The 20,962-nt window shown below is 64.3% G+C and carries 18 protein-coding genes; 13 read left to right on the top strand and 5 right to left on the bottom strand.

Annotated elements, in window-relative coordinates:
- Positions 1–15: 15 nt before the first annotated feature.
- Together ACH13J_RS06625 and ACH13J_RS06620 are read right to left on the bottom strand one after the other, a co-directional pair.
- The gene (locus ACH13J_RS06625) at positions 16–477 is read right to left on the bottom strand and encodes a hypothetical protein (protein WP_397542530.1); all 462 of its coding nucleotides are present in this window, start codon (positions 475–477) and stop codon (positions 16–18) included.
- A 320-nt stretch (positions 478–797) separates the two neighbouring features.
- Positions 798–1,631 (bottom strand): prephenate dehydratase, encoded by an 834-nt coding sequence (locus tag ACH13J_RS06620; RefSeq protein WP_397542529.1) that lies wholly within the window; start codon positions 1,629–1,631, stop codon positions 798–800.
- A 129-nt stretch (positions 1,632–1,760) separates the two neighbouring features.
- Here ACH13J_RS06620 and ACH13J_RS06615 point away from each other — a divergent pair, with 129 nt between their 5' ends.
- From ACH13J_RS06615 to ACH13J_RS06595, 5 genes are all read left to right on the top strand, one after another.
- Positions 1,761–2,945 (top strand): c-type cytochrome, encoded by a 1,185-nt coding sequence (locus tag ACH13J_RS06615; protein WP_397542528.1) that lies wholly within the window; start codon positions 1,761–1,763, stop codon positions 2,943–2,945.
- A gap of 183 nt (positions 2,946–3,128) precedes the next feature.
- Complete coding sequence (locus ACH13J_RS06610; RefSeq protein ID WP_397542527.1) at positions 3,129–5,072, top strand: extracellular solute-binding protein; 1,944 nt, start codon at positions 3,129–3,131, stop codon at positions 5,070–5,072.
- 78 nt (positions 5,073–5,150) lie between these two features.
- Entirely contained in the window at positions 5,151–6,233 is a 1,083-nt protein-coding gene (locus ACH13J_RS06605; protein WP_397542526.1) for a microcin C ABC transporter permease YejB, read from the top strand.
- Positions 6,234–6,237: 4 nt separating this feature from the next.
- Complete coding sequence (locus ACH13J_RS06600; RefSeq protein ID WP_397542525.1) at positions 6,238–7,344, top strand: ABC transporter permease; 1,107 nt, start codon at positions 6,238–6,240, stop codon at positions 7,342–7,344.
- A gap of 82 nt (positions 7,345–7,426) precedes the next feature.
- Positions 7,427–9,022: a dipeptide ABC transporter ATP-binding protein gene (locus tag ACH13J_RS06595; RefSeq protein ID WP_397542524.1), complete on the top strand. Its 1,596-nt coding sequence runs from the start codon at positions 7,427–7,429 to the stop codon at positions 9,020–9,022.
- Between the two features lie 69 nt (positions 9,023–9,091).
- Here the strand turns inward: ACH13J_RS06595 and hemN are convergent, their stop codons facing one another.
- Positions 9,092–10,447, bottom strand: a complete 1,356-nt coding sequence (gene hemN / locus ACH13J_RS06590) for an oxygen-independent coproporphyrinogen III oxidase (protein WP_397542523.1) — start codon at positions 10,445–10,447, stop codon at positions 9,092–9,094.
- An 87-nt stretch (positions 10,448–10,534) separates the two neighbouring features.
- Here hemN and fnrL point away from each other — a divergent pair, with 87 nt between their 5' ends.
- Complete coding sequence (gene fnrL, locus ACH13J_RS06585; RefSeq protein WP_397542522.1) at positions 10,535–11,278, top strand: transcriptional regulator FnrL; 744 nt, start codon at positions 10,535–10,537, stop codon at positions 11,276–11,278.
- 114 nt (positions 11,279–11,392) lie between these two features.
- Here the strand turns inward: fnrL and ACH13J_RS06580 are convergent, their stop codons facing one another.
- Positions 11,393–12,232, bottom strand: coding sequence for a universal stress protein (locus ACH13J_RS06580; RefSeq protein ID WP_397542521.1), 840 nt, complete (start codon positions 12,230–12,232; stop codon positions 11,393–11,395).
- A gap of 230 nt (positions 12,233–12,462) precedes the next feature.
- Between ACH13J_RS06580 and ccoN the strand changes: the two genes are divergently transcribed.
- The 4 genes from ccoN to ccoP are packed head-to-tail and all read left to right on the top strand — an operon-like array spanning position 12,463 to position 15,893.
- Positions 12,463–14,067 (top strand): cytochrome-c oxidase, cbb3-type subunit I, encoded by a 1,605-nt coding sequence (ccoN, locus tag ACH13J_RS06575; protein WP_397542520.1) that lies wholly within the window; start codon positions 12,463–12,465, stop codon positions 14,065–14,067.
- 15 nt (positions 14,068–14,082) lie between these two features.
- Positions 14,083–14,811 (top strand): cytochrome-c oxidase, cbb3-type subunit II, encoded by a 729-nt coding sequence (gene ccoO / locus ACH13J_RS06570; RefSeq protein WP_397542519.1) that lies wholly within the window; start codon positions 14,083–14,085, stop codon positions 14,809–14,811.
- 14 nt (positions 14,812–14,825) lie between these two features.
- Complete coding sequence (locus ACH13J_RS06565; RefSeq protein ID WP_397542518.1) at positions 14,826–15,020, top strand: cbb3-type cytochrome c oxidase subunit 3; 195 nt, start codon at positions 14,826–14,828, stop codon at positions 15,018–15,020.
- Between the two features lie 3 nt (positions 15,021–15,023).
- Positions 15,024–15,893: a cytochrome-c oxidase, cbb3-type subunit III gene (gene ccoP, locus ACH13J_RS06560; protein ID WP_397542517.1), complete on the top strand. Its 870-nt coding sequence runs from the start codon at positions 15,024–15,026 to the stop codon at positions 15,891–15,893.
- 125 nt (positions 15,894–16,018) lie between these two features.
- Here ccoP and ACH13J_RS06555 read toward each other — a convergent pair whose 3' ends face one another.
- Positions 16,019–16,558 carry a CBS domain-containing protein gene (locus tag ACH13J_RS06555; RefSeq protein ID WP_397542516.1) on the bottom strand — a complete coding sequence of 180 codons (540 nt, stop codon included), beginning with the start codon at positions 16,556–16,558 and terminating at the stop codon, positions 16,019–16,021.
- Between the two features lie 324 nt (positions 16,559–16,882).
- On the opposite strand from ACH13J_RS06555, the gene ccoG reads away from it, so the two are divergent.
- The 3 genes from ccoG to ACH13J_RS06540 are packed head-to-tail and all read left to right on the top strand — an operon-like array spanning position 16,883 to position 20,962.
- Positions 16,883–18,319 carry a cytochrome c oxidase accessory protein CcoG gene (ccoG, locus tag ACH13J_RS06550; RefSeq protein WP_397542515.1) on the top strand — a complete coding sequence of 479 codons (1,437 nt, stop codon included), beginning with the start codon at positions 16,883–16,885 and terminating at the stop codon, positions 18,317–18,319.
- A complete protein-coding gene (locus tag ACH13J_RS06545; protein WP_397542514.1) occupies positions 18,319–18,774 on the top strand; it encodes a FixH family protein in 456 nt (151 codons plus the stop codon). The genes ccoG and ACH13J_RS06545 overlap by 1 nt, the downstream gene beginning before the upstream one ends.
- Before the next feature lie 4 nt (positions 18,775–18,778).
- The gene (locus ACH13J_RS06540) at positions 18,779–20,962 is read left to right on the top strand and encodes a heavy metal translocating P-type ATPase (protein ID WP_397542513.1); all 2,184 of its coding nucleotides are present in this window, start codon (positions 18,779–18,781) and stop codon (positions 20,960–20,962) included.

The following is a 20,962-nucleotide window of genomic DNA, read 5'->3' as shown; positions in this document are numbered from 1 at the left end:
TGGCTCTGGCCGGTCTCATGCGATGTCGGTGCCGCGCTCCTGCTCGCTCAGCTCTGCGATGTCGACGCCGCGCTCCTGCTCGCTCAGCTCGGCGATGTCGACGCCGCGTTCCTGCTCACTCAGCTCTGCGATGTCGATGCCGCGCTCCTGCTCGCTCAGCTCGGCGATGTCGACGCCGCGTTCCTGCTCACTCAGCTCGGCGATGTCGACGCCGCGTTCCTGCTCACTCAGCTCTGCGATGTCGATGCCGCGCTCCTGCTCGCTCAGCTCTGCGATGTCGACGCCGCGCTCCTGCTCGCTCAGCTCGGCGATGTCGACGCCGCGTTCCTGCTCACTCAGCTCTGCGATGTCGATGCCGCGTTCCTGCGCGCTCAGTTCCGCGACGGTCAACGGCGCCACCGGGCCGAGGGTGGCGAAGGCGGCAAGAGCGGGAATGGCGGCTGCGGTTGCGATCTTGATGATGCCAAGGGTCTTCATGGTGTCCTCCTTTCGAGGTCTGGGTTCGAACTTGGCCGGCGGCGATGCCGGCGTTGATGGTGCAAAGATCGGCTGTTTGGGGGGCTCGAACAATGGCTCTCGCGGCGCTGTGACTGTCCGTGGTCGCCACGGCGCGGCGCCGTGATCGGAAGCGTACAAACTGCTCACGGGAAAGCGACTGGCGCGTGTGGCGATGCTGAAAAAATATATTTAATTCAAACACATGAGCCAGTCACGGCGTGATCGGCCGCTCACATATGCGTGTGAGGGGCGTAACCTTTGAACCACCGCATATGCGGCTTTGAAACAGAATCGGTGGTTCAGTGCCGCTTGGGATCGGCGGGATAGACCCCGAGCATGGTGATCTCGGAGGTGAAATAGTCCAGCTCGTCCAGCGCGCGCTGAACGGCGGGGTCCTCTGGATGCCCCTCGATGTCGGCGTAGAACTGCGTGGCATGGAACGAGCCGCCGAGCATGTAGCTTTCAAGCTTGGTCATGTTGACCCCGTTGGTGGCAAACCCGCCCATTGCCTTGTAGAGGGCCGCGGGAATGTTGCGCACCTGGAACACGAAGGTGGTCATCATCCCGTCCTCGCCCCTGCGGCTCCAGTCGGGCGCGGCCGACATCACCAGAAACCGCGTGGTGTTGTTGCCCTCGTCTTCGATGTCCCGCGCCAGCACATCGAGACCGTAGACCTCTCCGGCCAGCGCGCTGGCCAGCGCGGCGACATGGGGGTTGCCGTCCTCGGCCACCTGGCGGGCGGAACCGGCGGTGTCCGCACCGGTCACGCGGTGGATGCCGTGCCGGCCGAGGAATTTACGGCACTGGCCAAGCAGCATGGTATGGCTCATGGCGTGCGTGATCTGGTTCAGCCCCGTGCCGGGCAGGGCGAGCAGGTTGATCCGCACCCGGACGAACGCCTCGGCCACGATGTAGAGGCCAGACCGGGGAAGAAGGTGGTGAATGTCGGCCACGCGGCCGAAGATCGAGTTCTCCACCGGTAGCATGGCCAGCGCCGCCTCGCCCGAACGGACGGCCTCGATCGCGTCCTCGAAGGTGCGGCACGGCATCGCTTCCATGTCGGGATAGGTTTCGCGGCAGGCTTGATGGGAATAGGCGCCCGGCTCGCCCTGGAAGGCAATGCGTCTGGTCATGTCGCTCCGGTTTGTGTCCCTGCGTCCCGGTGGCCGGGGGTTGGTCGTTTGGTCGCGCAAACTACACCTTGCGCCAGCGTAGTGGAAGCGGATAGATACCGCGCGAGACGGATCAAGGGAAACAGGCCTATGTTCGATACAATGACACTTACCAAGGTCGTCGGAGGCTTTTGCGGCGCACTGCTTTTCTTCCTGCTGGGCCAATGGGCCGCGGAGCTGATCTATCACACCGGCGGCGGCCACGGTAAGGGCCACGATCAGGCCTATGTCATCGACACTGGCGAGGAAGAGGAACAACCCGCCGAGGAAGAAACCGGCCCGAGCTTTGCCCAGCTTTTCGTCGATGCTGACCCCGGCAAGGGTGAGCGCGTGTTCAACAAGTGCCGGGCCTGCCACCAGCTCGAGGAAGGCGCAAACGGCGCGGGCCCCTATCTGTACGGCGTCGTTGGCCGCGATGTCGGCACGGCCGAGGGATTCGCCTATTCCGGCAGCCTGTCGGCGGTCGCCGATGTCTGGACCCCGCGAGAGCTGGACGCGTTCCTCGAGAACCCGGCCGAGTATGCGCCGGGGACCACCATGGGGTTCGCCGGGCTGGATGACGTCGAGGACCGCGCCAACGTGATCGCCTATCTGGACCAGACCGACGGTGACACCTACGAGATCGAGGTGTCCGGCGCCGGCGATGCGGCCGGGGATGACGCTGCCCAAGAGGATGCCGCGGCCACGGAGATGACCGAGGACGCCGCCGAGGAAAGCGCGATGGCCGACGAGCCGGCCGAGGAAGTGACGGCCGAAGCGCCTGACGCCGAGGAGGTCGAGCCGACGCCCGAAGCCGAGGCGGTCGCCGAGGATGTGACCGACGACGCGGCCGGCGACATGAGCGAAACCGCCGAAACGGATGCAGCGGATACCGCGGCCGCGGAGACGGACAGCTCGGGCGAGGCGAGCCAAGAGACTGCGGACGCGGCAGCCGGGGAAGAAAGCGGTTTCGCCGCCATGGTCGCGGCCGCGGACCCGGCAGACGGCAAGAAGGTCTACCGCCAATGCCAGGCCTGCCACGTCGCCGACAAGGAACAGAACCGCGTCGGGCCCCACCTCGTGGACGTGATCGGGCGCGAGGTCGCCGCCGTGGACAGCTTCCGCTATTCCGACGCGCTCATGGAACTCGGCGGGGAATGGACGGTTGACCGGATGAACGCGTGGCTGGAAGATCCCCGCGGCTTCGCCCCCGGCAACAGGATGTCCTATCCCGGCGTGCGGGATGAAGAGGACCGCGCCGCGGTGATCGCCTATCTCAAGAGCCTGTCGAACTGACCTGCCCGGTTGATCCCGATGCTCAAGGCCACCGTCCGCTATCGGACGGTGGCCTTTGCTGTTTCATGCACCATATTTGATCGCGGGGATGGCATCTGCGCTTGAACACCGGCGATGCCCTCCTTTAGCCTTGCGGCAAAACGCCGGGGCGTTCGATCCGGGATCAACAGGAGGACCATGAGCATGATCCGACGCAAGAGCCGGAATGGCACGGCATGTCCTGCAAGACCGGCCGCGATGGCGATCGGCGCGCTTGCGGGGCTCTGGATTGCCGCGCTCGGCGCCGGCGGGGCTGACGCGCAGGACGCGCAGGATCAGATCATAAAAAGCCACGGATATTCCTATTTCGGCGACCTGAAATATCCTGCGGATTTCGAGCATTTCGACTACGTCAATCCCGATGCGCCGAAAGGCGGCGAGATTTCTATCGCGCTTGCCGGCAGTTTCGACTCGATGAATCCCTACACGCGCAAGGGACGGGCCTCGGCATTGTCCTCGGTGATGTACGAGAGCCTGCTTGGCACCGTGCTTGCCGGCGGGGGCAGCCTGCCGGCCGACAGCTATGGCGAACTGTACGGTTTGCTGGCACACACGGTTGAATACCCCGAGGACAAGTCTTGGGTGATTTTTCACATGCGGCCCGAGGCGCGTTTTTCAGACGGCACGCCGGTGACGGCCCATGACGTGCTGTTCAGCCATAACCTGCTGCTTGACGAGGGGCTGAAATCCTATGCCGACGCCGTGCGCGAACGCATTCCCAGGGCCGAGGTGATCGACGATCACACGATCAAGTTCTACTTTGCCGACGGCATTTCGCGGCGGTCGCTCATCGATCAGGTGGGCACGGTGCCCGTGTGGTCGCGCAAGTGGTTCGAGGAAACGGGCGCGGGCCTCGACGAGGGGCGGCTTGAGACGCCGCCGGGATCGGGGCCTTACGTGGTGCACGATGTGGACGTGAACCGCCGCGTCGTGTTCAAGCGCAATCCCGATTACTGGGGCTGGCATCTGCCCATCAACAAGGGGCGGCACAACTTCGATACCATCCGGCTGGAATACTTCGCCGACACCACCGGGGCCTTCGAGGCGTTCACGGCCGGCGAGGTGACCTATCGCACGGAGGCGGACCCAAAGGTCTGGGCGACAGGCTATGATTTCCCGGCCATGGAGCAGGGGCACACGGTCAAGTACACCATTCCCGACGGGATGCCGCCGGACATGACGGGCATCGTTTTCAACCTCGGTTCCCCGCCGTTGAAGGACAAGCGCGTGCGCGAGGCGGTCGCGCTCGCCTTCAATTTCGAGTGGACCAACCAGTCTCTGTTCAGCGGATTGTTCGAGCAGCAGCGCTCCTACTCCACTGGCACGCATCTGGAGGCCACCGGCCTGCCACAGGGGGATGAACTTGCGTTCCTTGAGTCCCTTGGCGATGTGGTGCCCGAGGAGATCTTCACCGAGGAGCCTTGGGTGCCGCACAGCTCCGACCCGGATCGCCTGACCACGCGCGACAACTTGCGAAAGGCGCTCAGACTGTTTGCCGAGGCCGGCTGGCAGGTGGGTGATGGCGGGATGCTGCGGAACGAGGATGGCGCGCCCCTGCGTCTCGACTTTCTCTTCAACGCTTCGGGGTCGCCCACCAACCGCGCGATCGCGACGAATTTCATTTCCAACCTCAAGGCGATGGGGGTCGATGCCCGGCTGGAGGCGGTCGACTCCGCCCAGTATTCGCAACGCGAGCGCGATCGGGATTACGACCTTGTCTTCGATGGATATCCCGCGCTGATGGGCACCGGCACCGGGCTGGCGCAACGCTTCGGTTCGGAAGCGGCCGAATTCAGCCTGTTCAATCCCGCCGGGCTGGCCAGCCCGCTGGTGGACCGGATCATCGAGGAGTCCCTGATGACCGAAAGCCAGGAGGAAGAGGATATGACGATCCGTGCGCTGGATCGCGCGCTGCGTCACGAATTCATCGTCATTCCCGACGGCTACAAGCCCGATCACTGGGTGGCGTACTGGGACATGTACGACCATCCCGATCCTATCCCGCCCTACGCGCTCGGGACGCTTGATTTCTGGTGGTACGACGCGGACAAGGCAGCACAGCTGGAATCCGAGGGGGCGTTGCCGTAATGTCGGTGCCTGCCCTTCATGAAGCGGCCCGGCGCGCCCGGATCACGGCTGCAGCAGCGTCGCGGGGAGGCGTCTGAGGTGGGCGCCTACATCCTGCGCAGGTTGCTTCTGATCCTCCCGACGCTGTTCGGGATCATGGTCATCAACTTCGTGCTGGTGCAGTTCGTGCCGGGCGGGCCCGTCGAGCAGGTGATCGCCCAGATGCAGGGCGAGGGAGATGTTTTCGGGGGGTTCGCCGGCGGGGCGGAGGACGCGACGCTGCAGGAAGGTGAAGGCGAGGGGTATGCCGGCGCGCGCGGCCTGCCGCCGGAGTTCATCGAGGAGCTGAAGGCGCAATACGGGCTCGACAAGCCGCCGCTGCAGCGGTTTGTCGACATGATGTGGAACTACATGCGCTTCGACTTCGGCGAGAGCTATTTCCGCTCGATCAGCGTGACCGATCTGGTGCTGGAAAAGATGCCGGTCAGCATCACACTTGGCCTCTGGTCGACGCTGATCGCCTATCTGGTCTCGATCCCGTTGGGCATCCGCAAGGCGGTGAACGACGGCACGCGGTTCGACAGCTGGACGAGCGGCGTGATCATCGCCGCCTACGCGATTCCCGGCTTCCTTTTCGCGGTGATGCTGGTGGTGCTCTTCGCCGGGGGAAGCTACTGGCAGATCTTCCCTTTGCGGGGTCTCACCTCGGACAACTTCGCCGAGCTCAGCGTCATGGGCAAGATCCTCGACTATCTTTGGCACATCACGCTGCCGGTGACGGCCTCGACGATCTCGGCCTTTGCCACGCTGACGCTGCTGACCAAGAACTCGTTTCTTGACGAGATCAAGAAACACTACGTGATGACAGCCCGCGCCAAGGGCCTGTCCGAGCGGCGCGTGCTCTATGGCCATGTCTTCCGCAACGCCATGCTGATCGTGATCGCCGGGTTTCCTGCCGTATTCATCGGGGTCTTCTTCGGCGGCTCGCTGCTGATCGAGACGATTTTCTCGCTCGACGGTCTGGGGCGGCTGGGGTTCGAGGCGGCGCTGAGCCGCGACTACCCGGTCATGTTCGGCACCTTGTTCCTGTTCGGTCTCATCGGGCTGGTCGTGAACATCATATCCGACATCTGTTACGTGCTGGTCGATCCGCGGATCGACTTCGAGACGCGGGAGGGCTGAGCGCGTGAAACTGTCGCCGCTCAACCGCCGCCGCTGGCGCAATTTCAAGCGCAACAAGCGCGCCTATTGGTCGCTCATCGTTTTTTCCATATTGTTCCTCGTCGCCTTGCCGGCCGAGTTCGTGGCCAATGACAAGCCCATCCTCGTACAGTATCGCGGCGAGTTCTACACGCCGATCCTGAGGTTCTATCCGGAAACGGAATTCGGCGGGGTGTTCCCGACCGAGGCGCCCTACCGCGATCCCGAAGTGGAGTGCCTGATCGTCTCGGGCGGGCTCGACGCGTGTTTCGACGACCCCGCAGGCATCATCGCGGATGCTCAGGACGGGATGGTCAACGGGGAGGCGGTTCAGACGGGTTGGACGCTCTGGCCCTTGATCCCCTACAGCTACGACACGCCGGTGGACCGCCCCGGGGCGGCGCCGCTGCCGCCAAACGAGCAGAACTGGCTGGGCACGGACGGAACCAAGCGCGACGTGCTGGCGCGCGTCATCTACGGGTTCCGCCTGTCGGTCATGTTCACGCTGATCGTCACCTTCCTGTCCAGCGCCATCGGCATATTCGCGGGGGCGGTACAGGGATACTTCGGCGGCAAGACCGACCTGATCTTTCAGCGCATCATCGAGATCTGGTCGGCCACGCCGCAACTCTACGTCATCATCATTCTCTTCGCGATCCTGCCACGCAGTTTCTGGCTGCTTGTCCTGATCATGGTGTTCTTTGGCTGGATGGCGCTGGTGGGCGTGGTGCGCGCGGAGTTCCTGCGCGCGCGCAACCTCGAATACGTGCGCGCGGCCAAGGCGCTCGGGGTGGGCAATATCACGATCATGTTCCGCCACATGCTGCCCAATGCCATGGTGGCGACGCTGACCCTGCTGCCATTCATCGTCACCGGCACCATCGGCACGCTCGCGGCGCTGGATTTCCTCGGATTCGGCCTGCCGTCCTCGTCCCCGTCGCTGGGGGAATTGACGCTGCAGGCCAAGCAGAACCTGCAGGCGCCTTGGCTGGCCTTCACCGCGTTCTTCGCTTTCGCCATCATGCTGTCGTTGCTCGTCTTCATATTCGAGGGGGTGCGCGACGCCTTCGACCCCAGGAAGACGTTCCAATGAGGATGTGCATCCGCCTGTCGCCGCGCGGTGAAACGGCCCTGCCGCTGCACGTGGCGGCCCGCGGCCCGGAGGGGGCACCTTCATGACCGGACCATTGCTCGACGTTCGTGACCTTTCGGTGAGCTTTCACCAGGACGGCCAGACCATGCAGGCCGTCAAGGGCGTGTCTTTCACGGTGGGGCGGGGCGAGACGGTGGCCCTCGTCGGAGAGAGCGGCTCGGGCAAGTCGGTCACCGCACTCTCGACGGTTTCGTTGCTAGGCCCCGCGGCAGAGGTGCGCGGCAGCGTGACATATGACGGGCAGGAGATGATCGGCGCCTCGGACCGGCGACTGCGGGACGTGCGCGGCAACGACATCAGCTTTATCTTCCAGGAGCCGATGACAAGCCTCAATCCCCTGCACACGCTGGAAAAGCAGATCCGCGAGAGCATAGAGCTCCACCAGGGCCTGACGGGCGGCGCGGCGCATGCCCGCATCGTGGAGCTTCTGGAACTTGTCGGCATCCGCGATCCCGAAAGCCGGCTGAAGGACTACCCACACCAGCTTTCCGGCGGGCAGCGGCAACGGGTGATGATCGCCATGGCGCTGGCCAACGAACCCGATATCCTTATCGCCGACGAGCCGACCACCGCGCTCGACGTGACGATCCAGGCGCAGATCCTGGAACTCTTGGCGCGCATCAAGCGGGAGGAGGGGATGAGCTTGTTGTTCATCACCCATGACCTCGGCGTGGTGGAGCGGATCGCCGACAGGGTCTGCGTGATGAAGGACGGCGAGATCGTCGAGTCCGGCGCGACCGCCGAGATCTTTGCCAACCCGCGGCACTCGTACACGCGCAGATTGCTGGGCGCCCGCCCGTCCGGCGAACCGGACCCCGTTACCAAGGGCGCGCGCCCATTGGTGCAGACCGAGGGGCTGCGCGTCTGGTTCCCGATCCAGCGCGGCTTTCTCAAACGCACTGTCGGACACGTGAAGGCGGTGAACGATGCCACCGTGACCGTGCGGGCGGGCGAGACACTGGGCATCGTCGGCGAAAGCGGTTCGGGCAAGACGACGCTGGCGCTTGCGATCATGCGTCTGACCGGTTCCGAGGGGCGGATCATGTTCGATGGCGAGGATGTCCATGGCTGGTCCACGCGCCGCCTCCGGCGGCGCCGGGCCGACATGCAGATCGTCTTTCAGGACCCGTTCGGCAGCCTCAGCCCCCGCATGACCTGTGAACAGATCATCTCGGAAGGTATCGGCGTGCACGGCAATCCTGATGGCAGGCCTGTCCGCGATCTTGTCGCGGAGGTGATGGAGGAGGTCGATCTCGATCCCGCCGCGATGGATCGTTACCCCCACGAGTTCTCGGGCGGACAGCGCCAGCGCATCGCCATTGCCCGCGCGATGATCCTGCGGCCCAAGATGGTCGTTCTGGACGAACCGACCAGCGCGCTGGACATGACGGTGCAGGTGCAGATCGTGCATCTTCTACGGCGTCTCCAGACGAAATACGGGCTGGCCTATCTGTTCATCAGTCATGACCTCGCCGTGGTCAGGGCGATGAGCCACGAGGTGGCGGTGATGAAGGACGGCGATATCGTAGAATACGGCAGCGCGGAAGAAGTTTTCGAGCGACCGCGCACCGATTATGCGCGAACGCTGCTGCACGCCGCACTGGAAGTGACAGCCTGACCTCGATCACAAGGGCGGTCCACCCGCGCTGTGCACCTGCCTTCCGTGGGCAGATCGCCGCGGGCAGGCTCAGATCGCCGAGCTGTGCCCGTTCTGGTCGAGTTCGTAGGCGTCGAGGCTACGCGCGATCATCCGGGTCAGCGGCCGGGCCTCCCGCGGGACCGAGAGCCCTTGCTCGGAAATCTCCAGCGTGCCTTCGAACGCACTTGCCGTCCGGCGCAGCATCTGCATCACCTCGTCCCTGCCGATGTCGAAACGCGCCGCGATGTCGCCGGCGTCGACGCGGAATTCGCACATGAGCTGTTCGATCATCCGGCTGCGCATCAGGTCGTCGCCGGCAAAGACATGGCCGCGCGTGGTGGAAAAGCGCCCGGCGCGGATGGCCGCGGTATGGGCGCCGGTGGCGGGCGCGTTCTGGGCATAGCCTTGCGGAAAGCGTGAGATCGATGACGCGCCCAGCCCGATGAGCACCTCGGCGGTGTCATCCGTATAGCCTTGGAAGTTGCGCCTGAGATTGCCGGTTTTCTTGGCCTTGGTCAGGCCGTCTTCCTGCGTGGCGAAATGGTCTATGCCGATTTCCTCGTACTTGTCCCACAAGAACAGCCGGCTCGCGGTATCGAACAGCGCCAGCCTTTCGCGCGGCGTGGGCAGGGCATCCGACGGGATCATCTGCTGGCGCTTTGCCATCCATGGCACATGCGCGTATCCGTAGAGAGCAACCCGGTCGGGGTAGAGGGAAAGCAGCTTCTGAACGCTTTCAGTGATTCGGGCGTTGGACTGGTGCGGTAGCCCGTAGAGAATGTCGGCATTCAGGCTGTGCACGCCGCGGGCGCGGATTTCGTCCACGGCATCGCGGGTGATCTCGTAGCCCTGGATCCGCCCGATGGTGGACTGGATGTGCGGATCGAAATCCTGCACGCCGATAGAGGCCCGGTTCATTCCCGAGCGGGCCAGCGCATCCAGCCTCTCGCCGTCGATCTCGTTGGGGTCGATCTCGACGGAGAATTCCGTGCGCGCGGTGAATGGCGCGACATCCCGCAGCGCCCCGGCCAATTCCTCCATCATGCCGGGGCTGAGCAATGTGGGCGTGCCGCCGCCCCAGTGCAGCCGCGAAAGGCGAACGCCCTCGGGCAGGTGGTCCTTGAGCAGGGCAATTTCGGATTTGAGCACGTCCAGATAGGCCCGAACCGGGCGCTCTGATTGCGTGCCCTGCGTCCGGCAGGCGCAGAACCAGCAAAGGCGCCGACAGAAAGGCACGTGGACGTAAAGCGATATCTCGGCGCCCGGGGCGATGCTCCGGATCCAGCGCGAGAAATTGTCAGACCCGACGTCACGGCTGAAGTGCGGCGCGGTCGGGTAGCTGGTGTACCGGGGCACCTTTGCGTCGAAAAGCCCCAATCTGCCCAGTTGAGAATCCTTGATCATGAGAATACCATACGAATTGGCTCTTGCGGGCATCCTTGATTTGGATCAAGTGCGACAGCCCTTAAGGAAATTCAGGTAAGCGCGGCCATGCTGAAAGAAACGACCAAGCAGATCCCCAAGGATTGCGGCAACTGCCCGATCCGGCACCGCGCTGTATGTGCGCGGTGCGAGTCGGACGAGCTGGAGCGCCTTGACCAGATCAAGTACTATCGCAACTTCGAGGCTGGTCAGACGGTGATATGGGCCGGCGACCAGATGGATTTCGTGGGCTCGGTGGTCTCTGGTATCGCGACGCTCAGCCAGGCGATGGAGGACGGGCGCACCCAGATGGTGGGGCTGTTGTTGCCAAGTGATTTCGTGGGCCGGCCGGGGCGCGAGACGGCCGCCTACGACGTGGTGGCGACCTCGGACATGGTGATGTGCTGTTTCCGGCGCAAACCCTTCGAGGAGTTGATGACCACCACGCCGCACATCGCGCAGCGTCTGCTGGAAATGACGCTGGACGAACTGGACGCGGCGCGGGAATGGATGCTGGTGCTGGGCCGCAAGACGGCCCGCGAGAAAATCGCCTCTCTCCTGTCGATCATCGCCCGCCGGGATGCCACGCTCAACATGGTCAGTGGCGCGCCCATGGTTTTCGACCTGCCGCTGACGCGCGAGGCGATGGCGGATTATCTTGGCCTGACGCTGGAGACGGTGAGCCGCCAGATATCCGCACTGCGAAAGGACGGAGTCATCGAACTCCAGGGGAAACGGCACGTCACTGTGCCGGATTTCAATCGCCTCATGGAAGAGGCGGGTGACGATAGCGATGGCGGTATGCTGGCCTGACCGGCCTTTCCTCCCGACGCCCTCCAATTTTCGACAGCCCGTGAAACCCGCTGTGCCCGCCCGTGGCGGCGGACGCCCCGGTGACCCGCGCCGGGCGGGGCCGGGGCGGTCTGGTCAGTGTGCCATGAAAACCGGCAGCGTCGCATCCTCCAGCGTGGAGCGCGTGGCGCCGCCGAAGATCGCCTCGCGGAAGCGGGAATGCCCGTAGGCGCCCATCACCATGAGATCGCATTTCATGTCGTTGGCATGGCGCGACAGAACGTCGGAGACGCGCGGCATGGTCTTTGACAGAACGTCGATTTCCACCCTGACCCCGTGGCGCGAGAGAAACTGCGAAAGCTGCCCGCCCGGGTCGGAGCGCGTGGGGCCGTGCGCGGGCGGGTCTATCACGGCGACATGCACCTCGTCGGCCGCCTGCAGGAACGGCATGGCGGCGCGTACCGCCGAAAGCGCCTCGACGCTTTCGTTCCATCCGATCAGGATGCGCTTGGGCCTCGGGCATGGCTCGACACCCGACGGGACCACCATGGCCGGGACATGACCCTCGAAGAGAACCGCCTCGGTGGCGGGCTCGAGTTCGGCGCCGCGCCCCTCGCCATAGGGCTGTGGCAGAATGGCCAGATCGGAAAAACGCGCCCGCTGTGCGATGTGACGGCCGATATCGGCCAACTGCGAAACGCCCTTTTCCGTGGCCCACAGCATGTTTTCGCGCTCCAGCCGCGCCCGGACCTTGCCCTCGATATGCTCTGCATCCTGCTGGGCGCGCGTGATCGTCTCCTGCAGCACGACGGCACTGGCGCCGGCGTAGTAGTAGCCCGTCTGGCTGCGGTCGACACCAAGGCACAAGACGTCGAGATGAGCCTCGTGCGCTGTGGCCATCGCCACTGCGTGGTCGAGGGTCTCGTCGACGAGGTCCTCGTCCGTGAGAACAGAAAACAAGCAGTTATAAGGCATCGCGGGTCCTTCCTCCGTCGAGCAATTGCGGTGTCACGCTATGGCCAGCCATGCAGGCGCGCCTTGATGCGTGTCAACTTGTCTCAAGCCGGTCGCAGAAACGGAACAGGGATTTTCATTGATACAGATCAAAGTATCCTCGGCCCCGGGCGCGCATTAGGGGGGCAGTCTGAACGCGGCCGCGCGTTCCGATTCCCGGATTGTGCGGTGTTAGACAAAGGGACATGAAAATGGCGAACTACATCAAGCTGGTCGTGCTTGGGGTGATCGTGCTGCTGGCACTGATCGCTGCCAACTACGCGCGCGACCTTGCCTATCTGGTCAACGCGCTTACCGTGGCGCTGGCGGCCGGCGGGCTTTTCATCTGGGTCTTGCGGAACACCGATGAACCGGTCACCAAGGTCGACCTTTCCGGCGAGTACATGGACGGCGTCATCCGTGCGGGCGTGATCGCGACCGCGCTTTGGGGGGTGGTCGGCTTTCTGGCCGGGACGTTCATCGCGTTCCAGCTGGCGTTTCCGCAGCTGAACTTCGAATGGGCCCAGGGTTACATGAACTTCGGCCGTCTGCGCCCCCTGCACACCAGCGCGGTGATTTTCGCCTTTGGCGGCAACGCCCTGATCGCGACATCGTTCTACGTGGTGCAGCGGACCAGCGCCGCCCGGCTCTGGGGCGGTAACCTCGCCTGGTTCGTGTTCTGGGGCTACCAGCTGGTGATCGTGCTGGCGGCGGCCGGCTACATCCTCGGCGCGACCCAGTCCAAGGAATACGCCGAGCCGGAGTGGTACGTCGACTGGTGGCTGACCATCGTGTGGGTGGCCTATTTCGCCGTTTTCGTCGGAACCATCGTGAAGCGGAGGGAGCCCCACATCTACGTGGCCAACTGGTTCTACCTGAGCTTCATCATCACCGTTGCGATGCTGCACATCGTCAACAACCTGTCCGTCCCGGTCAGCATCTTCGGCTCCAAATCCGTGCAGGTCTTCTCGGGTGTTCAGGACGCGATGACACAGTGGTGGTACGGCCACAACGCCGTGGGCTTCTTCCTGACGGCCGGGTTCCTCGGCATGATGTATTACTTCGTGCCGAAACAGGCCGAGAGGCCGGTTTTCAGCTACAAGCTGTCGATCGTGCACTTCTGGGCGCTGATCTTCATCTACATCTGGGCCGGCCCGCACCACCTGCACTACACCGCGCTGCCCGACTGGGCCTCGACGCTGGGGATGGTGTTCTCGGTCGTGCTCTGGATGCCCAGCTGGGGCGGCATGATCAACGGCCTGATGACGCTGTCGGGCGCGTGGGACAAGCTGCGCACCGACCCGGTGATCCGCATGATGGTGATCTCGGTGGGCTTTTACGGCATGTCGACCTTCGAGGGGCCGATGATGTCGATCCGTGCCGTCAACTCGCTGTCGCACTACACCGACTGGACGATCGGGCACGTGCATTCCGGCGCGCTTGGCTGGAACGGCATGATCACCTTCGGGGCGCTCTACTTCCTCGTGCCCAAGCTGTGGAACAAGGAGCGGCTTTACAGCCTGAGCATGGTCAGCTGGCACTTCTGGCTCGCCACCATCGGCATCATCCTTTACGCGGCGTCCATGTGGGTGACCGGCATCATGGAGGGCCTGATGTGGCGTGAAGTGGATGCCAACGGCTTCCTCGTGAACTCCTTCGCCGACACCGTTGCCGCCAAGTTCCCGATGTACGTGGTGCGCGGCCTGGGCGGGGTGCTCTACATCGCTGGTGCCATCATCATGTGCTACAACCTCTACATGACCGTCAGACGGAGCCCGGCTGTTGAAGCCACCAACTCCGCTGTCCCGGCCCAGTAAGAAAGGGACGAACAAATGGGAATTCTCGACAAGCATACAGTTCTCGAGAAGAACATCACGCTTCTGTCGATCTTTGCCTTCCTGGTGGTGACGATCGGCGGGATCGTGCAGATCGCCCCCCTCTTCTGGCTGGAGAACACGATCGAGGACGTGGAGGGCATGCGCCCCTACACTCCGCTCGAACTGGCCGGGCGCGACATCTACATCCGCGAAGGGTGCTATGTCTGCCACAGCCAGATGATCCGGCCCATGCGGGACGAGGTGGAGCGTTACGGCCATTACAGCCTCGCCGCCGAGAGCCAGTACGACCACCCGTTCCAGTGGGGCTCCAAGCGGACGGGGCCCGACCTGGCCCGCGTGGGCGGCCGCTACTCCGACGAGTGGCATGTCGACCACCTGCGCGACCCGCAATCGGTTGTCCCGGAATCGGTGATGCCCAAATACGGGTTCCTCGAGGACCGGATGATCGACGGCGAGTATATCGGGGACGTGATGCGCACGAATGCCTTCGTGGGGGTGCCCTATACCGACGCGATGCTGGAAAACGCGCAGGCCGATTTTGCCGCGCAAACGGATCCGTTCGGTGATTACGACGGCCTGCTGGAGCGCTACGGCGAAAACGTCAACGTCCGCAATTTCGACGGGCAGCCGGGCATTTCCGAGGCTGACGCCCTGATCGCCTATCTGCAGATGCTGGGAACGCTGGTCGATTTCTCGACCTTCACGCCAGTGGCCAGTCGGTAGAAAGGAGACGGATCATGGAAACCTACTCGCTGCTGCGCCAGTTCGCCGACAGCTGGATGCTGCTCTTTCTCTTCGCCTTCTTCATCGGCGTCGTGATCTGGGTTTTCCGCCCCGGCGCGTCGAAGGTCTACGAGAACCCGCGCAATATCCCCTTCCGGCATGAAGACAAGCCCGCGCCCGCGCGCGAGGACGACGCCAAGGAGGCGTGAGACATGGCAAAAGACCCCAAGAAACAGAACCAGGACCCCGATACCACCGGGCACGAGTGGGATGGGATCCAGGAATTCAACAACCCCTTGCCGCGGTGGTGGGTGTGGATTTTCTACGCCACGATCATCTGGGGCATCTGGTACACCATCGCCTATCCTGCATGGCCGCTGATCAACGAGGCGACAGCGGGGTACAAGGGCTGGTCGACGCGTGAGAACGTGGCCCAGGAGATCGCCGCGGCAGAGGCCGCGAACGCCGATATCAATGCCCGGCTGGCATCGGTTGAACTGACCGAAATCACCGCCGACCCGGAACTGGAGACCTATGCGACCTCGGCCGGCGATGCCGTGTTCAAGACGTGGTGCGCGCAGTGCCATGGCTCGGGCGCCGCAGGGGCCAAGGGCTATCCCAACCTGCTGGACAACGCATGGCTATGGGGCGGGACAATGGAGGACATCCATTACACCGTCAAACACGGCATCCGGAACGAGGAAGATCCTGATGCGCGCTATTCCGAGATGCCCGCGTTCGGCGATATCCTAGAGGAACAGCAGATCAGCCAGGTTGCCAACTATGTCATGACGTTGTCGGGGTCCGACCCGCAGGATGCCGAGGCCGCCAAGGCGGGCGAGGAGGTTTACCTCAACAACTGTGCCGCCTGCCACATGGACGACGGCAGCGGCGACACCTTCCAGGGGGCGCCCGCGCTGAATGACCAGATCTGGCTTTACGGTGGGGACTACGACACGATCGTCGAGACCGTCACCTACAGCCGGTACGGCGTCATGCCGCCGATGGGTGGCGCCGAGCTGAGCGAGGCCGAGATCCGCGCCGTCACAACCTACGTCCACCAGCTTGGCGGTGGCGAATAAACCTGAGGTTTCCGCAGCCGGCCACGCGTCGGCTGCGGGAGAGGGTGCCGGCCCGTCCGTCCTGTTCGCGCGTTTCCCGGTCGGGCCGGTGCCTTCAATTCCGCCGCCGTGGGCGGGCAGTCCGATCAGACGACGCTGAGGACGACGATCATTGCGAGCGCGTAGATCAGGATACCGCCCCCGATCAGGAAGTAATGGAACCGTCCGATTACCGTGGCCTTGGCCAGGTTGCGCGCTTGGTCCAACAGGTCGGGCCACGTGTAGCTGACGAAATCGCCCTGCGTGAAGAGCGACCTGATGCGGCCATCCTCGTCGATCACCGGCAGGCGTCGGAACCTTTCGTTGGACATTATTCGAAGCCAGTCGAGGATTTCATCGGTTTCCCGCGCCATCCTTGGCTCGCGGGTCATGATCTCGCCCAGTGTGACCTCGTTGGGGTCGGCGCCGCGGCCCACGAGCTTGTTCATGACGTCGCGTTCGGTCACGATCCCCTCGACGCGGTTGTCGTCGTCGGTCACGATGATGCACCCGTAGCTTTTCTCGCTCATTGCCGAGACGGCATCGGCCACAGATGCTGCGGCCTTGCTGGTCAGCGGGCGCGGCTTGCTTGCATATTCCGGCCGGTCCATCAGCCGCGCACCCTTTCGCGTGTCATCCTGTGCCATCGGGTTTACAGCTCCCTCTGTCGTGTTTGCGTTGCGGTCCGAGGTAGGGCAGGTGCCTGAGGCGTCAAAGAATCATCTCCGCGGCACGGCGCGGGACATCATGGCCGCGACGCGGTATGCGACGGGTATTCACATCGTGACCCGCCCCGGGGGTGCTGCGCCCGCCCGCAAGGCCTTTCATTGCCTGGCTTCGGCGGAAGGCGAGACAACCTGCCGCGGGTGAATGATCAGTCGCAGAGTCATAATTTGACACAGGTCAAGGTTCATACTGGCCCTGACTGGAAGAAGATACACAGACTTTCCATCCCGATGGAGTGATTCCCCTTGGCAGATACCCAGCCAAACCCCGCGCCAAGCCTGTACGCTGCCCGCGAGCCGGTCTTTCCCAAGCGCGTGTCGGGCAAGTTCCGCAACCTCAAATGGGTGATCATGATCGTCACCCTCGGGATCTACTACCTGACCCCGTGGATACGGTGGGACCGCGGGCCGGAACTGCCCGACCAGGCCGTGCTGGTGGACCTCGCCGACCGGCGTTTCTTCTTTTTCTGGATCGAGATCTGGCCGCACGAGTTCTATTTCGTTGCCGGGCTGCTGGTCATGGCGGGGCTGGGGCTGTTCCTGTTCACCTCGGCGCTCGGGCGGGTCTGGTGCGGCTATGCCTGCCCTCAGACCGTGTGGACGGACCTTTTCATCCTCGTGGAACGCTGGATCGAGGGCGACCGCAACGCGCGCCTGCGCCTGCATCGGCAAAAGAAGCTCGACTTTCGCAAGGCACGCCTGCGTCTGTCGAAATGGGCGGTGTGGCTGCTGATCGCGATGGCGACGGGCGGTGCGTGGGTTTTCTATTTCACTGACGCGCCCACCTTGCTGGTGGACCTGTTCACGTTGGACGCGCATCCCGTCGCTTACACCACCGTCGCCATCCTGACCGGCACGACGTTCTTTTTCGGTGGTTTCGCGCGGGAACAGATCTGCATCTACGCCTGCCCGTGGCCGCGCATCCAGGCGGCGATGATGGACGAGGACACCATCACCGTGGCCTATCGCGAATGGCGGGGCGAGCCGCGCAAGCACTCCGAGGAGGTCAAGAACGGTGCCGAGCAGGGCGACTGCATCGACTGCATGGCGTGCGTCAACGTGTGCCCGGTCGGCATCGATATCCGTGACGGCCAACAGCTGGAATGCATAACCTGCGCGCTGTGCATAGACGCCTGTGACGACATCATGGCCAAGATCGGCAAGCCACGGGGTCTTATCGACTACATGGCCCTCACCGACGAGGAGCGCGAGCGCGCCGGGCAGGAGCCGCGCCCCGTGTGGAAACATATCCTGCGCCCGCGCACGATCCTATACACGTCGCTGTGGTCGCTGGTGGGTCTTGGCCTGCTCGTCGCGCTATTCATCCGGCCCGAGATCGACATGACGGTGGCGCCGGTGCGCAACCCGACCTACGTGACGCTTGCCGACGGCTCCGTCCGAAACACCTACGAGGTGCGCCTGCGCAACAAGCATGGCGAGCAGCGCCCGTTCCGTCTGAGCGTCAAGGGCGACCCGGCGATCCGCATACAGCTGGAGGGCACGCCCTATGAGACGGTCAGCGTGCCGGCCAACGAGCAACTGTTGCAACGCGTTTACCTGATCGCGCCGCCGGGGTCGGACCCGGCGCAGGCAGAAAGGTCGGATGTCCGGCTCTGGGTCGAGGACATCTCGAACGGCGACCGTGCCTATAGCGATACCATATTCAACGGAAAGGCCAACTGATGGCGGAACGCAAGATCACCGGAAAGCATGTCCTGATCGGGTTCGTCGCCGCCTTCGGCGTGATCATCTCGGTCAATGTCTTTCTGGCAGTGTCGGCGGTGCGCACGTTTCCGGGGCTGGAGGTGAAAAACTCCTACGTGGCCAGCCAGACCTTCGACGAACGCAAGGCCGCGCAGGAGGCGCTCGGCTGGGATGTCAGGGCGCATCATGCCGACGGCGTCCTGACACTCGCGATCACCGACGAGGCGGGCGCGCCCGTGCGCGTGGCAAAGCTCGATGCGACGGTTGGCCGGGCGACCCACGTGGCAGACGACGTCACGCCCGATTTCCGTTACGATGGCAGTGCATATGTCGCGCCGGTCAGCCTGGGCGACGGCAACTGGAATATCCGGATGGAGGCGATCGCCGGCGATGGCACCCTCTTCGAGCAGCGCGTCGTCCTGATCAAGGAATGAGCCGATGACAGCCTCGCTGCGCCAGACCCCCTCGGCCTGCCCGGCCTGCGCCGCGGCGCCGGCGGCCGAATCTGCCGCGGCACCGGAACCGGACGGCGCCCAGATCCTGCTCAGCCTGCCGACCATCCACTGCTCGGCCTGCATTTCCAAGATCGAAAAGGCGCTCGATGCCCATCCGCAGGTGCATTCGGCCCGCGTGAACCTGACGCTCAAGCGCGCCAGCATCGAGGCCGAGCCCGAGGTCACGGCCGAGCAGATGCGCGCGCTGGTGGAGGGGCTGGGGTACGAGGCGCATGAACTCGACCCGGGGACGGTCAACGCAACGGCGACGGACCGGGCCGGGCGGAATTTGCTGATGCGCCTTGCCGTGGCGGGCTTTGCGTCGATGAACGTGATGCTGCTGTCGGTTTCGGTCTGGTCCGGCGCGGACGACGCGACGCGGGATATGTTTCACTGGATATCGGCGGCCATCGCGCTGCCGGCGATCGCCTTTTCCGGGCAGCCGTTTTTTGCCAACGCCTGGGCCGCGCTGCGCAACCGTCAGCTCAACATGGATGTCCCGATCACACTGGCGATTGCCCTGGCGATCGTCACGTCGCTGTGGGAAACGGCGCTTTCGGGCCAGCACGCCTATTTCGACGCGGCTCTGGCACTTACCTTTTTCCTGTTGGCGGGTCGGTATCTTGACCATCGCACCCGGTCGATTGCCCGCTCGGCGGCAGAGGAGCTGACGGCGCTCGAGGTGCCGCGCGCAATACGCATACGGGACGGGGCCGAGGAAACGGTCGCCGTGGCCGAGCTGGCGGCCGGCGACACCGTGCTGGTGCGGCCCGGGGGCAGGATGCCCGTCGACGGCGAGATCGTCGACGGCACGTCCGAGATCGACCGTTCCTTGCTGACGGGCGAGACGGTGCCGGTCTTTGCCGGCGAGGGACAGCCGGTTTCGGCGGGGGAGGTGAACCTTACCGGGCCGCTGACCATCCGGGCTATGGCGGTAGGGTCCGACACCTCGCTGCACCGGATGGCCGATCTGGTGGCGATCGCGGAGTCGGGGCGTTCGCGTTACACATCGCTGGCGGACAAGGCTGCGAAACTCTATGCGCCGGGGGTGCACATCCTGTCGGCGTTGGCCTTCCTGGGGTGGTATCTCTACACCTTCGACCTGCGCACCGCGCTCAATATCGCGGCGGCGGTGCTGATCATCACCTGCCCCTGTGCGCTCGGTCTTGCCGTGCCCGCGGTGACCACGGCGGCGAGCGGGCGGCTGTTCCGCAAGGGGATGCTGATCAAGCACGAAACCGCGCTGGAGCGGCTGGCGCAGGTGGATACGGTCGTGTTCGACAAGACCGGAACGCTGACCGAGGGCGTGCCGGAGCCCGTCAACCTGGACCGGATGGCGCGGCAGGACGTGGAACTGGCGCTTGCGCTGGCGCAAGGGTCGTCGCACCCGCTCGCGCAGGCGATCACGCGCGCGGCGCGCGCTGCCGGTATCGCGGCCGCGCAGGTCGATGACGTGACCGAGGTGCCGGGCTACGGCACCAAGGCGACATGGAACGGCCAGGAGGTGCGCCTCGGCAGGGCCTCCTGGGTCGGGGCAAGCGGCGGCCCCGAAACCGCCGCCTATCTCCGCCGGGGCGATGATGCGCCCGTGGCCGTCACCTTTGTCGACCGGCTGCGCACCGGAGCGGAAGATGCCGTGGCAGCACTCAAGGCGGCGGGCAAGCAGGTTTACCTGATCTCCGGCGACACCACGCCGGCGGTGGAGGCGCTGGCCACACGGCTTGGAATCGATCGGTGGATGGCCGAGGCGCTGCCCGCCGACAAGGTCGCCCGGATCTCGGCCATGGCCGAGGAGGGGCGTCACGTGCTGATGGTGGGGGACGGGCTCAACGACACGGGGGCGCTCGCAGCGGCACACGTGTCCATATCCCCCGCCTCTGCACTTGATGCCGCGCGCGTGGCCAGCGATATCGTCCTGCTTGGCGGCGACCTGTCCCCGATTGCCGCGGCCTGTGACACGGCCCGGTCGGCCACGCGCAGGATCCGCGAGAATTTCCGCATCGCCACGGTTTACAACGTGATTGCCGTTCCCCTGGCGGTGGCCGGGCTCGCCACGCCCCTGATCGCGGCCTTGGCCATGTCGGCCAGTTCCATTACGGTGTCTCTCAACGCGCTTCGGCTGAGGTGA

Source organism: Roseovarius salis (assembly GCF_044472985.1).
GTDB lineage: Bacteria > Pseudomonadota > Alphaproteobacteria > Rhodobacterales > Rhodobacteraceae > Roseovarius > Roseovarius salis.
The sequence above is the reverse complement of the archived record's forward strand: the minus strand, read 5'-3'. Positions and strand labels throughout refer to the sequence as shown.

Excerpts from the sequence above, each read along its gene's own strand:
- ACH13J_RS06625 (WP_397542530.1), bottom strand. The coding sequence starts at position 477 with ATGAAGACCCTTGGCATCATCAAGATCGCAACCGCAGCCGCCATTCCC.
- ACH13J_RS06565 (WP_397542518.1), top strand. The coding sequence starts at position 14,826 with ATGGAAACCTACTCGCTGCTGCGCCAGTTCGCCGACAGCTGGATGCTG.
- ACH13J_RS06580 (WP_397542521.1), bottom strand. The coding sequence starts at position 12,232 with ATGCCTTATAACTGCTTGTTTTCTGTTCTCACGGACGAGGACCTCGTC.
- ccoN (WP_397542520.1), top strand. The coding sequence starts at position 12,463 with ATGGCGAACTACATCAAGCTGGTCGTGCTTGGGGTGATCGTGCTGCTG.
- hemN (WP_397542523.1), bottom strand. The coding sequence starts at position 10,447 with ATGATCAAGGATTCTCAACTGGGCAGATTGGGGCTTTTCGACGCAAAG.
- ACH13J_RS06615 (WP_397542528.1), top strand. The coding sequence starts at position 1,761 with ATGTTCGATACAATGACACTTACCAAGGTCGTCGGAGGCTTTTGCGGC.
- ACH13J_RS06555 (WP_397542516.1), bottom strand. The coding sequence starts at position 16,558 with ATGGCACAGGATGACACGCGAAAGGGTGCGCGGCTGATGGACCGGCCG.
- ACH13J_RS06610 (WP_397542527.1), top strand. The coding sequence starts at position 3,129 with ATGATCCGACGCAAGAGCCGGAATGGCACGGCATGTCCTGCAAGACCG.
- ACH13J_RS06595 (WP_397542524.1), top strand. The coding sequence starts at position 7,427 with ATGACCGGACCATTGCTCGACGTTCGTGACCTTTCGGTGAGCTTTCAC.
- ACH13J_RS06620 (WP_397542529.1), bottom strand. The coding sequence starts at position 1,631 with ATGACCAGACGCATTGCCTTCCAGGGCGAGCCGGGCGCCTATTCCCAT.
- ccoO (WP_397542519.1), top strand. The coding sequence starts at position 14,083 with ATGGGAATTCTCGACAAGCATACAGTTCTCGAGAAGAACATCACGCTT.
- fnrL (WP_397542522.1), top strand. The coding sequence starts at position 10,535 with ATGCTGAAAGAAACGACCAAGCAGATCCCCAAGGATTGCGGCAACTGC.
- ACH13J_RS06540 (WP_397542513.1), top strand. The coding sequence starts at position 18,779 with ATGACAGCCTCGCTGCGCCAGACCCCCTCGGCCTGCCCGGCCTGCGCC.
- ACH13J_RS06545 (WP_397542514.1), top strand. The coding sequence starts at position 18,319 with ATGGCGGAACGCAAGATCACCGGAAAGCATGTCCTGATCGGGTTCGTC.
- ccoP (WP_397542517.1), top strand. The coding sequence starts at position 15,024 with ATGGCAAAAGACCCCAAGAAACAGAACCAGGACCCCGATACCACCGGG.